12 protein-coding genes are annotated in these 12,884 nt (G+C 64.6%); all 12 read right to left on the minus strand.

Annotated features, from left to right (window positions below):
• Positions 1-1,870, minus strand: a 1,870-nt coding sequence (locus HMPREF9440_RS07240) for a heme lyase CcmF/NrfE family subunit (protein WP_008542896.1), incomplete at its 3' end; no start/stop codon positions are given.
• 119 nt (positions 1,871-1,989) lie between these two features.
• Positions 1,990-2,829 carry an ABC transporter permease gene (locus HMPREF9440_RS07245; protein ID WP_008542897.1) on the minus strand — a complete coding sequence of 280 codons (840 nt, stop codon included), beginning with the start codon at positions 2,827-2,829 and terminating at the stop codon, positions 1,990-1,992.
• Position 2,830: 1 nt separating this feature from the next.
• Entirely contained in the window at positions 2,831-3,733 is a 903-nt protein-coding gene (locus HMPREF9440_RS07250) for an ABC transporter ATP-binding protein (protein ID WP_148516534.1), read from the minus strand.
• Positions 3,734-3,765: 32 nt separating this feature from the next.
• Positions 3,766-5,163 (minus strand): nitrous oxide reductase family maturation protein NosD, encoded by a 1,398-nt coding sequence (gene nosD, locus HMPREF9440_RS07255; RefSeq protein WP_008542900.1) that lies wholly within the window; start codon positions 5,161-5,163, stop codon positions 3,766-3,768.
• Positions 5,164-5,186: 23 nt separating this feature from the next.
• Positions 5,187-5,720: a nitrous oxide reductase accessory protein NosL gene (locus HMPREF9440_RS07260; RefSeq protein WP_008542901.1), complete on the minus strand. Its 534-nt coding sequence runs from the start codon at positions 5,718-5,720 to the stop codon at positions 5,187-5,189.
• Between the two features lie 379 nt (positions 5,721-6,099).
• Positions 6,100-6,618 carry a nitrous oxide reductase accessory protein NosL gene (locus HMPREF9440_RS07265; protein WP_050816178.1) on the minus strand — a complete coding sequence of 173 codons (519 nt, stop codon included), beginning with the start codon at positions 6,616-6,618 and terminating at the stop codon, positions 6,100-6,102.
• A 194-nt stretch (positions 6,619-6,812) separates the two neighbouring features.
• On the minus strand, positions 6,813-7,745 hold the full coding sequence (nrfD, locus tag HMPREF9440_RS07270; RefSeq protein WP_008542905.1) for an NrfD/PsrC family molybdoenzyme membrane anchor subunit: 933 nt from the start codon (positions 7,743-7,745) through the stop codon (positions 6,813-6,815).
• Position 7,746: 1 nt separating this feature from the next.
• Positions 7,747-8,454 carry a 4Fe-4S dicluster domain-containing protein gene (locus tag HMPREF9440_RS07275; protein WP_008542906.1) on the minus strand — a complete coding sequence of 236 codons (708 nt, stop codon included), beginning with the start codon at positions 8,452-8,454 and terminating at the stop codon, positions 7,747-7,749.
• 68 nt (positions 8,455-8,522) lie between these two features.
• Complete coding sequence (locus HMPREF9440_RS07280) at positions 8,523-9,182, minus strand: tetratricopeptide repeat protein (RefSeq protein ID WP_008542907.1); 660 nt, start codon at positions 9,180-9,182, stop codon at positions 8,523-8,525.
• Positions 9,183-9,194: 12 nt separating this feature from the next.
• A complete protein-coding gene (locus HMPREF9440_RS07285) occupies positions 9,195-9,971 on the minus strand; it encodes an FKBP-type peptidyl-prolyl cis-trans isomerase (protein ID WP_008542908.1) in 777 nt (258 codons plus the stop codon).
• A 40-nt stretch (positions 9,972-10,011) separates the two neighbouring features.
• A complete protein-coding gene (locus HMPREF9440_RS07290; protein WP_008542910.1) occupies positions 10,012-10,434 on the minus strand; it encodes a rhodanese-like domain-containing protein in 423 nt (140 codons plus the stop codon).
• Positions 10,435-10,510: 76 nt separating this feature from the next.
• Positions 10,511-12,565 carry a cytochrome c3 family protein gene (locus HMPREF9440_RS07295; protein ID WP_008542914.1) on the minus strand — a complete coding sequence of 685 codons (2,055 nt, stop codon included), beginning with the start codon at positions 12,563-12,565 and terminating at the stop codon, positions 10,511-10,513.
• Between the last annotated feature and the right edge of the window lie 319 nt (positions 12,566-12,884).

The following is a 12,884-nucleotide window of genomic DNA, read 5'->3' on the forward strand; positions in this document are numbered from 1 at the left end:
GGTCGCGCGTCAAGCCGTGGTCGATCCCGGCCGCGGACATCTGCATGCCGCTCGAAATGAAGGTCTGGCGTTCGGGAAGAAGCGTCGTGATGAGGGCTTCGCCCTCCAACTCACGGACTTCGATCACCGCCTGACGCCCGTAGTAGGAGGGCATCGAGACGGCGCGGGTTTCGGTGTAGACGAAGACCACGTCGTCCAAAGGTCGACCCAGTCCCGGGCCCATCCGCACCAGCGCTTCCTTTTCAAACTGCTCGACACCGACCGCACCCAGAATCGACACCGCGATCCCGACGTGCGCGACGAGCGCGGGCCAGGAAAGACGCCCCGGGCGGCGCGGCTTGGCAGCGTGCCGGCCGTGATGATGGTGGTGACGGCCGTCTTCCGCCTCCATCTTCCCGCCGAAGGTCTTCGGCAGGAACCCCGCGGCCGCCGTCGAGACGATCCACGCGGCGGCCGAGACGGCCGCGGCAGTCATCCAGAGGTCGCGGGGATCGGTGGTGAAGGCGAGCGCGCCGCCTGCGGCGAGCGACAGCACCGCGCAGACGCCGGCCGAAACGAGGCCGCGGCCCCGGAGCTGCGCGGCGCCGACCAACACCGCGGCCAGAAGTGCCATCGGCGCGAAGAAGCTGTTGAAGTACGGGGCGCCGACGGTGAGCGACTTCTCCACGGCCATGTCGTAGGCGAGCGGATAAAGCGTCCCGAAGAGGACCCCGAAGGCCGCCGCCGTCACGAGAAAGATCCCGGCCGTCATGAGGGCGTCGTCCGTCGTGGGGGAGGTTTCCTCACCCGCGGCGGTCTTCTCGACCCGCATCGCGTAGAGCGCGGTCGCCGGCCCCATGATCGCGATCATGAGAACGAACAATGCCGTCCCGCGCGTCGGGTCCGTCGCGAAGGCGTGAACCGACTGCATGAGGCCGGATCGGACGATCAGGGTTCCGAGGAGACACAAGGCGAAGCCGAAGAGCGAGAGGAAGATCGAGAGGCGCTTCAGCTGTCCCGTCGCCTTCGTCTGGATGAGGGCGTGGAGGAGCGCCGTCGTCGTCAACCACGGGATGAAGGAGGCGTTCTCGACCGGGTCCCAGAACCACCAGCCGCCCCAGCCGAGTTCGGTGTAGGCCCACCAGGAGCCGAGCATGTTGCCGGCGGTGAGAAAGATCCACGTCACGACCGCGACATGGGTCACGAGCCGCACGGCGCCGCGCCGCCAGGCGCCTTCCGACAAAAGCGCCGACATCACCGCGAACATCACCGCCAACCCGGCGTAGCCCAGGAAAAGCACCGGCGGGTGAAGGATCATCCCGATGTCCTGGAGCACCGGGTTGAGGTCGCGCCCCTCGGTGGGGACGTCGGGGAGAAGCCGCAGGAAGGGGTTCGAGGTCGCGAGGATGAAGAGCGAAAAGCCCCCGATGACGAGCAAGAGCACCGCCCCCGTGCGGGCGTCGAAGATCTTCGCGGTGAGCGCGTCCCCGCAGGGGCCGGAAGCAGCGACGGAAGCGGCGACCTCCGGCGCGTCGGTGCGATGACGCTGGGAGCGCCGGGCAAGCCACAACGCCCCCCACGCCATGAAGAGGGTCCACAAGAGAATCGACCCCTCGTGCCCGCCCCAGAAGGCGGCCGCCTTGTAGACGGCGGCAAGCTTCGTGTTCGAGTGGTTCGCGACGTAGGCGACGGAAAAGTCGTCCGTGAGGAACGCGTGCATGAGCGCGGCGGACGCCCCCGTCATCCCGGCGGCGACGATCAGCGCGGCCGGACGCCAGAGGCGCGTCAGCACGGCGTTCCCGGTTGCAACGCCGCGGAACACCGCGACGGGGACGAGGAGCGCCGTCACCGCGGCGAGAATGAGGAGAAAGTGGCCGATTTCGGGGATCACGGATGGTCCTCGGGGTCAGGGGTTGGAGTCGGAATCGGAAGGTTCGTTGTCATGATGGGGTTTGAGTGTTCGTCTGAGCTTAAGGCGCGGTCGTTTTCGTCCGGTTTAGTGGAACACCCTTAGAAGGCGATCCTTTTGAGCTTCCCGTAGGCGCAGCCGAAGAGCGCCGCCGCCCAAAGCACCAGAATCCCGGCCATCACCATGAAGGGCGGCACCGCGAAGTCGACGATCCCGAGCGCGGCCTGGTTCATGAGGCGAAAGACGCTCGCGGGGTTGGCGAGCATCATCCCGGTCACGAACCCACGTCCGAGATGGTCCGCGCCGGCGACCGTCACGACCAACATCGCCAAGTCGTAGAGGAGCACCGACGCGAACCACAAAACGAGGAGAAGCGCCAAGGCCTGCGCCTTGTGCCTAACCGACAAACTCACCCAGTAGGCGAGCATCACGAAGACCATGCCGAGAAGCCACGCGGTCCCGACGACGCGAAGGAGCGCGAAGAGGAGTTCCCCCATCCCGTAGGGGACCGCGAGCACGCTCTGCACGACAGGCAAAACCGCGAAGCCCAACGTCAACACCGCCAGGAGCGCCACGCCCTGCCCGATCGCCTTGCCCAAGAGCCACTCGACGCGCCCGATCGGGTACGTCAGCATCAGAAGGAGCGTGCCGCCTTCGCTCTCGCCCACGAAGGCGTCGTAGGCCAACAGGACCGCGAGGAGCGGGAGCAGGAAGACGGTAAGCGAAAGAAGCGAATTCACGACGGTGACGAGCGGCTGGTACTTGAGCGTCCCGCCGATCGCCGCCGTCCCGAAGAAGACGGCCAGACCCAGGATCGCGAAGAGGAGGCTCCCCAAAAGGAGCCAGCGGCTCCGGAGGCAGTCCCCGAATTCCTTCCCCGCCACGATGCGGATGCGCGTCCACGCGCCCACGTCCCGGCCCAAATGCTGTGAGGTCGTCATGTCAGAGGTCCTCCACCGGCACGTCGAGAACGAAGTGCGCGAAGATCATGCCGAGGTCGGCCTTGCGGAGCTGAAAGTCGTAGATCCCGTGGACATCCGTCAAGCGCTTCACCACCGCGGGCACGTCCCCCTGCGGGACGGCCAACTTCACGTCGGCGCCTTCGCCGCGAAGGAAGGGCGCGAGAAGGTCGTCCTTCGCCACCGCCGCCGCGTCGATGTTCGAAATCAGCGCGGGAAGACCGGCGCGCCCGCGCAGGTCTTCGAGCGTGCCGCTCCCCCGCATTTCGCCCTGAGCGAGGAGGAGCACCTGGTCGAGATGCGGCTCCACCAACGCCAACTCATGCGTGCACACCACCACGGCGCAGCCCGCGTCGCGAAGCCTTGAGAGTTCGCGGTACATGAGCGCCGAAGCCGCCGGGTCGAGCCCCACCGTGGGTTCGTCGAGCATGAGAAGACGGGGTTTGGACAAAAGCGCCTGCGCGAGCCCGAGACGCTGGCGCTGGCCCTTCGAGCACTGACCGAGCTTCCGGTCGATGACGACGCCGAGCCCCAACTCCTCCACCAAATCCTGCGCGCGCGACGTCGGCACGCCTTTGAGCGCGGAGAAGTATTGGAGGTGCTCGCGCACCGTCATCGCGTCGTAGAAGCTCAGGTTCTCGGGCAGGTACCCCACGTCCAAGGGACGCGCGCCGGGCTTCCCGCCCAGAACTTCAAGCGTCCCCGAGGCGGGGGTGAGCAGCCCCAGCATCAGCTTGATCAAGGTCGACTTCCCCGCGCCGTTGTGACCGATGAGGCCCAGAAGGCGGCCGGGTTCGAGCGTGAAGGCGATGCGCTTCAACACTTCCGTGTCGCCCCGCCTGAAGACGAGGTCGCGGCAGAGGACCGCAAGGTCGTTCGGTTCCATGTTCATTGGCGTGTGAGTCGTCATGGCGGACATCAGCGCACCTCCCACGAGGCGAGCGGGTGACTGTCGGTGACGCCCTTCCCGCGGTCGATTTCAAATTGGTCGGCGAGCCAACGGAGCAGCGCCACGACGGGGCTCTCCATCAGGAACCTCGCCTCCGGGTAGATCCAGAAGATGCGGTCCAGGCTGTCGTTCGGCTGATAGGGCGTGTCCGCGATCCCGTCGTGGTCCACGTCCCAGGTCATGTGGGTGCTCCAGAAGTTCCCGCGTCCCTCGAAGCTCCACTCCAAGGGCGTCTCGCCCACGTAGCGGACCTGGATGCCGTTATCGATGAAGGCGTTCTCCCAGAGGACGTTCCCTTCGCCCCCCATCGCGACGCCGATCCCGATGTCGGAATGCAGCACCTGGTTCCCGTGGATCTTCGAGGTGCCCGGCCCGTAGATGTGGATCCCCTTCCCCTCGGTGTCGAGCGCCGGGTTCCCCTTCGGGTTGTGGACGTCGCGGATGCGGTTCCCGTCGACGACGCAGCCTTCGCAGACGTTGACGAGCACCCCGAACTCGATGTTCCCGGAGGTCTCGGAATCTTTCAACGTCACACCCCTGCTGCTCATCAGCGCATAGCCCCCGCGCACGCCCGCGGCGCGGTTTTTGGTCGCAAAGTCCCCGCGGGTGTACATCCAGTGGATGCCGTACTGCGCGCCCGTGAAGAAGTTTCCTTCGCAGTAGCTCTCCTCGACGTTTTCGAAGTAGAAGCCGTCGCGGACGTTCCGCACGCGGTTTTCCGTCAACTTGGGGCGCTTCACGTAGTTGAGAAAGACGCCGTCGCCGCGGTCCAGCACATGCATCTTCGCGTCGCCGGTAATCGACGTCCCTTCCAAAACGAGCCCTTCCAGACGGTCCGCGCGCACGCCGAACCCCGGCCCCTCGATCACGAGCCCGCGGATCACGATCCCGTCCGCGCCGTCCATGACGCGCACGCCCGCGTCCTTGGCGTAGAGGTCCGACCCGTAACCCTTCACGGTGAAGTTCTCCAACCGCACGCCCGGGACCCGCACCGTCACGACGGCGCCTTTCCCCGGGCCTTCGATCACGATGTCGTCGGCGTTGCCTTCACCCCGCATGACGATCGCGCTCTCGATCACGGGCTGCAGTTGGTAGTGCCCGGGCTTCAGCACGATCTCGTCCCCGTCGAAGGCTTCGATCAGAGCATCGTCCAAGGCAGTCGTCGAGTCGACGACGAAGGTTTCGGCGTGAAGGGTGGGGGCGGCCGTGAGGGAAAGGAAGCCGATGGCGACCGAAAGAATCACGGAAGAAAAGAGGAAGGAAAGAAGCCCCGACGACGCCTTCAGCGCGCGTACGCCGACCCCGCCCAGGGCGCGGAGGCGCCGGGCGGCGGGAGTGTTCACGGCATGTCGGGCGATGGTCGGCATGGGGCGCTTCCGGGCTCGTCGGGTTATTCGTTCAGAAGTTCCAACGTCACGTCGGCGTAGCGGACGATCTTCCCGCCTTCCTTCTCTTGGAAGGCCTTCGCCGCCGCTTCCGTGCCGAAGGCGATGGGTTCCGTCCCCATCACGCCTTCGACCTTGGACCCGTACACGTACCAGGCGTCCTTCGCAGGGATCAGAGCGTCGTCCGAGGGCTCCGCCCAATCGGTCGCGCCCATGTCGTGGATGAAGAACGCGAGGAGCCGCCGCTCGTTCTCAGGCTGACGCGCGAAGCTGAAGGCGTCGCGTCCCGAGCAGAACTTGACGGGTTCGCCTTCCGCACCCTTGATGACCACTTCGGCCTTGGGACCCTCGTAGTGGCTGATCACCATGCCGCAGACCTGGCAGCGGTCGTGCTTCCCGAAGGGCACGGGCCTGAAGGTCTGGGCCGCCGTCTCCTCCCCGCCGCAGCCGGCGAGCGTCGCCATGAGCGCCGAGAGCGCGGCCGCGCACGCCAGGAGCCCCAGGCGTCGGGGTGTCGTCGGAATCATCGGGGTCGACATGGTTTTTGTTGTCCTCTTGCGGTGGAGTTGGTGCCGGATGCGGGGAACCTCCGGGGTTCATCCGGGGTTCACGTCGAAAACGGCCTTCGAAATCCCGTCATTTCCGCCTGCGGCTTCCCGCCGGGGGAAGTCTGCGCCGGGCCCCGAAGGGAACCCCGCGGCGCATTCGGTCAGGCGAAACCGACCGGGATCGCTCTTGACAACTCACCCGGAACGTCCGCGCTCCGGGTGAGTCCTCGCATAAAAAGGGGCGGACCACTACAAACCAAGCCAGCCGCAGTCCGAGCCCCGAAAAACCTGTTGTCGCGAACGCCTTCCTTCTGCCTCACCCTCCCCGAAAAGCTTCGGGACGTGACGGTTTCGGCGTTCACCTACAGTTTTACAGCTTTTTCCTCTTGTTGGGGCAGCCGAGCGTCCCGCGCGAGAGGTCTTCAAAGCGAAGAAGCTTCCCGCCGAATTCCGCTTGGAAGGCCTCGGCCGCCTCCTTCGTCGCGAAGGGCGCCAAGGAGGGCCCCATCGTGGCCTTCTTCGACGACCCCAGCACGAACCACGCCGCCTCGGCATTGAGATGCGGCTCGTCCGCGTCGTGGCCCGACCAGTCCATCTTTTCGGCGTCCTGCATGAGCCACGCCTCCACGTCCGCCTGGTTCAGGAGAAGCGTGTTGCAGGTCATGCAGCGCGTGGAGCAGAACTTCACGACGTCGCCCGACTTCAGATGGACCTGGCCCTTGGGCCCGGGGTACTTCGTGATCCACATGCCGCAGCCGCCGCACTGGTCGGCCTCGGTGTAGGGCACCGCGTCGGCGGCGTGAGCGGTGGAGGCGGCCATGGACGCAACGCCGAGCGTCGCCGCGGTGAGGACGCCCGCAAGGGCGTGTTTCCAGCATGATTCGATCACGAAGGTCTCCGGGTTGGTTTCGTCAAGAGCAGTCTTCCTGGTGTCCGGGCAGGCGGGAAGACTCGGGGTCTTGGGGAAAGGTTGGGAAAGTTGGGGTTGGAGGGAAGAATCCCGCCCGGAGCCGAAGCTCCGGGCCCGAAATTCCAATCGATTTCAGTGAGGGATTCCGTTGGTCCTCAACGGGATCGGCTCAATCAGATGCTGAAGAGCTGACCGGCGTAGAGGATGAAGAGACGCAGGCACATCATCCCGGCGACGCTCGCGAGGCCGCCAAGGAAGAAACCCGCACGGCTCTTCATGCAGCCGAAGAGGAGCGGGAGGACGAACCCCACGCCCACGACGCCCACCCAGAACTCGGTGGCCCAGGGGCCCGAGACGAAGGCGGCCGCAGCGGCCTGCTGCGCGGCGTTGCCCAGGATGAGCGAGACCGCGATCATGAAGATGCAGAGGATTTCCGCAGCCATCACGGGATACTCGACCCCGTGAAGGATGTGTTGGTCGTGGCTGTCCAACTTGTCCCCGAACATCGAGACGGCGATCATCTTCGAGGCCGCGGCGCCGGCCGAGAGACCGGACGCGACGAAGAGCGCGGGAAGCACCGCCGTATTGATGAGGGGGAACCGGATCAGCGCCGAGATGAGGAAGCCCGTGTACGCGCAGATCGTGAGCGCCAGAACGAGCACGATCCAGTGGAGCGCACCGCGCCACCCGTTGAAGACGCCGATCAGACCGTCGAGCCAGGCGAGCGCACCGCACTTCTTCACTTCGTCGCGCAGGGCCACGAGCGTGAGCACGAAGACCAGCGGGATGTAGAAGAGAAGCGCGATGACGCCCAAGCTCATCACGGACGAAAGGTTGTAGTAGACCAGAATGCGCCAGAAGAAGAGCGGGTTCGTGAGGTCCAGCACCAGGCACACCATCCCGAGCAGGATGGTGATGAGCCCGGTGAGGCTCGCCGCCTTCAGAACCGGCGTGTTCACCGTCGTCTGCTTGCGGTAGAGGTTCAGGATCAGCGCAATCGCGACGCTCCCGCCCGAAATACCGGCCAAGAAGAGATAGACGGCGATGGGCCACGGCCAGGCCACGCCTTCAGAGAGGCCCAACGTGAAATTCATGGCGATGTCCATATCACACTCCTTGCTTCACGATGGGGATGTAGCGCAGACTCGGCTCGGTACCAAGTTCCGGACGGATGCGGACGGTGTCCTTCACCTTCAGGAGCTTGTTGATGTACGAGTTCGGGTCGTTCAAGTCACCGAAAACGAGCGCGTCGTACTTGCAGGACTGAACGCAGGCGGGGTCTTCGCCCTTCTGCAGTTTCGTGTGCAGGCAGAAGTCGCAGTTGTCGGCAACCTTGGTTTCCTCGTTGATGAAGCGCACGTTGTACGGGCAGGCCGCAATGCAGTACTTGCAGCCGACGCACTTCGAAGCGTCCATCGTGACGATGCCGGTCTCGGGGTCGCGGTGGGCGGCCCCGGTCGGGCAGACCTTCACGCAGGGCGCGTCCTGGCACTGCTGGCAGGAGACGCGGACGTACTTGCGCTGCGGGGCGTACCCGCCGCGGGCCGTCTTCACCTCAACCTCGCCCTGGAGCTCCAGAAGGAGCCTCGTGCGCCCGTTGGGGAGCTTGTTCGTCTCGTTGCAGGCGATGCGGCAGTCGCGGCACCCCACGCACTTGTTCTGATCGAAAACCATCGCGTAGTGCGGTCCCTTGGCGCCCTCTTTTCCGCTCTGGGCGCATCCGCCCAGAGTCATGAGGGTGAGGGAGCTCAAACCCGCACCAGTGAGGAATTTCCTCCGGTCGATTTTTTCGCTCACAATTTTCTCCTTGATCATCCGTCCCGCTTCGCCCTCAGGTTCCTTGAGGAACCCGAGCGGGCGAGGGAAACCGGGACGAACGTCACTCAATTTTCCTGATGAGCCATCTCGGCTTCGGCTTTGGCGATCGCGTTCTTCAACGCCCTCGTCTTCTCCGGGGCGACCCCGGATTCCAAGAGCATCCGCCACTCCTTCACGGCCGCTTCCCAGCGGCCCTGGAGGAAGGCGTCCTGACCGAGGAGCATCCGGGTCTGAACCTCATGGGGGTTCTTCGCTAGAATCTCCGCGACCAACGCGTTCGACTCGTCGGTGAAGCGGCGTCCGTCCCTGTACCAGAGCGCGAACACCTTCTGCGCGAGCAGATCCGTCTCCCGGCCCCCGAGCGCGATCGCGCGGTCCAGGGCCTCGACGGCCTCGGCGTACTGACCGACGTCGAGGTGCGCGAGCGCTTCGCGCTTCTGCGCCCCGGCGTCATCCGCCATGAGGTCCGCCTGACGGCGTGCTTCGTTCACCTTCGCCGCGCGCAGATAGCCGACGTCGGCATCCGCACGCTGCTCGGTCCAGCCGGCGGGTCGGCCGAGCCAGGCGTAGACGCCCGTGCTCAGCGTCACCAACACCAAACCCAGAAGGGCGACGACCGGGCCCGCGGTCTTGGCCGAGGGCTCGTCCCGGCGCACCGCGCCCAGAACCAGCACCCCGACCGCGGCCAGCGCGATCAGAAGAATCGTCGTGAAAAGCCCGATCATCCGGTCACTCCTTTAGTGGGGCGACGCCATGCCCTTCAGGTTCGCGTTGCCGAAGTTCTGATGCGCACCGACCTTGTCCACCTTGACGAGCTCAAGTTCGAACACGAGGACCGATTCCGGCGGGATCTGACCGGCGCCATCCGGGCCGTACGCAAGCGCGGCGGGGATGGTGAAGCGGTACTTCGACCCGGGCGTCATCAGCGCGACGCCTTCCTCGAGGCCGGGAATCACGGACATCAGCACGAAGCGGGCGGGTTCCGCCTCACCGGTCACGTCTTCAAAGACGGTCCCGTCGATGAGCGTCCCCTTGTACTTGACGCTGACCACGTCTTCGACGCGGGGCTTCTCGCCCTTGCCTTCCTTGAGAACTTCGTACTGAAGGCCGGACGCCGTCGTGACGACGCCCTTCTTCTTCGCGTTCTCGGCGAGGAACTTCTTCCCCGCCTCCAGGTTGGCCGCGGCGACCTTCGTCTTGGCGTCGGCTTCCAACTTGTTGAGGACCTCAGCGCGGTCGTTGAGGATCTTCAGCATGTCGTCGTCGGACAGCTCCGCCTTGCCTTTGAGAGCCGCCTCAAACCCCTGGACGACGAAGTTCATGTCGATCTTCGCGCCCAGTTCGGTCTGACGGTAGATCTGCGAGGCGATGTAGTTGCCGACGGTGGCACCCATGGAGTAGGACTCCTTCTCCAGCTGCGTCGTCGGGGCCGCAGCGTGGGCCGCGGCGGCGAAGCCGATGGCGAGCGTGGCGGAGAGAGCGATCTTCTTCAGGGCAAACATAGTGGTCTTCATCTCGTAAGTCGTTTCGTGAGTGTCATGAGCATCCGCCGGATCACGGGCGTTCGATCGGACGGTTGGAGAGCCTCCAGCCGTAGATGCCCTCGGGCATCTGACGCACGTCCGTGTAGCCCAACTTCATCACTTCGCGCGCGGCGATTTCGCTCGACGTGCAAAGCGGGTTGGCGCAGTAGAACACCACCGTCGCGCTCTTGTCGGCGGGAAGGAGCTTCTTCCAGTCGTTCACGTTGAAGAAGATGGCGCCCGGAATGAATCCGTCCGCCCAGATCTCCAGCGTGTTGACGTCGTAGAAGGGCACCCCCGCGTCGTGAAGCATTTCGGCTTCGCGAAGCGAGATCTGGTTCAAAACCTCGTCGTAGACCGGAGCCGGTTCGATGGGGCCGTCGGCGCCCGCCTGCGCACCCATGGGGAGCGCGAGCGCGAGACCGAGGGCGAGCCCTGCGAGATGCTTGTTCATGATTCCTCTTGATGCTGTCGTTTCCCGGACCGGACCCGTGGGTCGGGTCCGGGGTCGGCGTTACGGTGCCGGCGGTTTACTTCTTGGCTTCTTCCTTTTCAACGGCGGGGAAACCACCGTTGTCGAGGATCGCCTGAGCCTTCGTCAGGTAGGCGTTGGCCGTTTCGACGCGGGTCTTGAGGTAGTCGGGAGCGTGAACGCCCCACGAACCGTCCTTCTCGACTTCGATCGTGATGTCGCGGGCCTTGTCCACGAGCATCATGATTTCGGTCTTGGCGTCGACGGGCACCTTGGTGACTTCAAGAAGCTTCGCGATGCGTTCCTGAGCGGCGACCGCGGTCTTGTAGCCGTCCTTCACCGGGTTCTGCCATTCCATGACTTCGTCATAGATCTGCTTCTGGTCGGTGTACTGGAGGCCTTCCTCAAGCTCGGACAAGAACGCCGAGTGGCAGCCCTTGTTGTCGGTCACGCCCTTTTCAGCGTTGGCGGTACGCGCGCAGCTCCACATCAGGTCGACGTAGCCGTGGCCTTCCTCATCCTTGGCGATGCGCCAGCCCTTCGAGTTCGAAGCGCGGCTCTGGCCTTCGGCGGGGTTCAGCATCTTGGCGGTCGGGTCGACCTTGATGTTGAAGATGTGCGAACGGCGGACGGCATCGAAGCCGGCCATGTCCGGACGCTGGATGGCGGTGAAGTTTTCACACGACATCGTGAACGGCATATGGCAGTCCACGCAGTCCATCTTGCTGTGGGTGTTGGTCTGCGCAACCACGTCGGCCTGATCCTTGTGGCAGTCCTGGCAGGTCTTGCGGATCGCGGGCTTCGTGTAGTACGAGGTCCAGTCGTTCGACGTCACTTCGTGCGGGTCGTGGCAGGTGACGCAGCGCATGCCCTTTTCATAGTGCTTGGACATCATGAGCTGCGAGCCTTCCGTACCGCAGGACGGGCACGAGGACTTCATCTTGGCGTTGAAGCCGTTTTCGATCTTGCCCTGACCGGCTTCGGTGTTCACGTCTTCGGGGATGAAGTTGGAGCGCTGGTGGCAGCGTTCGCAGTTCGTCTGGAAGCCGTTGCTTTCGGCGCCGACCAGGTGGCCGCCCGCGCCGTGGCATTCTTCACAAGCGATGCCCTTCGAGATCGTGTGCTTCTGGAGTTCCTTCGGGTCGCCCAACGCCGCGAAGAATTCGTCCTTCGTCTTGAAGTCGAACTTGAACGCGTGGCAGACCTCGCAGTAGGAGGACGCCGGCTGGAAGAGGAATTCCTTCTCGAACGAGGCGCCGTAGGAGGTTTCACCCCACTGGTGCGAACCGGAACCGCCGAAATCCTTCATTTCGGTCGGGAAGCCGGGAACGACCTTGGCGATTTCCTTGGCGCGTTCGGGCGTGAGCCACTGGGCCCAGCCGCGGGAGAACTGGTTGCCGCCGGCGACGATCTTGCCGGTGCCGTCCTTGAGCAAACCGTCACGGACGTGGTAGGAACCACGGACGAGCCAGCCGTCGATGTAGCCGTACTTCGTGCGGGGGGTGCCGACCGTCGCGTAGATGACGTCCGGCGTGATGCCGTCCGGCAGGATCGAGGCGTCCGACCCGTAGAGCTTCTTCTTCAGGTCGTTGTCGACTTCGGGGTGTTCGCCGGGGAAGCGGATCGTCTGCGCATGACGCGAGCGCTTCCACTTCTGGTACTGAACCGCGTGGCATTCGCCGCAGCGCTCCGGACCGACGAAGCGGTTCGGGTAGTCGAGGATCGACTTCGCCGAGAGACGGTACTGCGAGGCCTGGGGCTTCTTGAAGCCGCCCGCCTTCGTGTAGCCCGCGGCGTTGCCTTCGCCCAAGTATTCGGACCCGCGGGTCGAAACCTTGTAGACGCCGACGATGTCGCCGCGTTCGGCGTACTTGAAGATCGGATGGTTTTCGAAGAGGAACTCGAAGAGTTCCTTTTCCTGGACGATGTAGTCCTGGAGGGTCTTCACGCCCTTGGTGGCCTGGTCGCCATCAGGGTTCGCGTAGACGGCCTGCGTCACGGGGTTGACGTTCTTGTTGCCCGTGCCCGGGACGGCGTCGGCGGCAAAGGCCGTAGAGGCCGCGGCAGCCGAACAAAACAGGACGGCGGTCACTGTTTTGAGAGTTGCATGCATAGTTGGTTTCTCCTGTCTTGCGCCGGCTTCTTCTTGGGGTCCGCCGGCAAAGAGTCGATCCCGAAGGATCCGCCCCGCCGCCCTCCCAGCCCGGCTTCGTATGGCTCTCGGCTCGGGGGTCGGGCGTCACGGAAAAGCACCCCCTCATTTGGGAGGGGACGCCACGGGGCGCACGTAGTCCTTTCGGTCTACGCTCGCATGATCGCACCCCCTCGGGGCTTAATTTCGGCTTTATCTTTCAACGTCTGAAATATTGATTTATATCAATTGTCGACCGTACGCCGAAGGCGGCATAACGGATCTTTCCCTGCGCCGCAGG

The sequence above is a fragment of the Sutterella parvirubra YIT 11816 genome, from assembly GCF_000250875.1.
GTDB classification, from domain to species: Bacteria; Pseudomonadota; Gammaproteobacteria; order Burkholderiales; family Burkholderiaceae_F; genus Sutterella; species Sutterella parvirubra.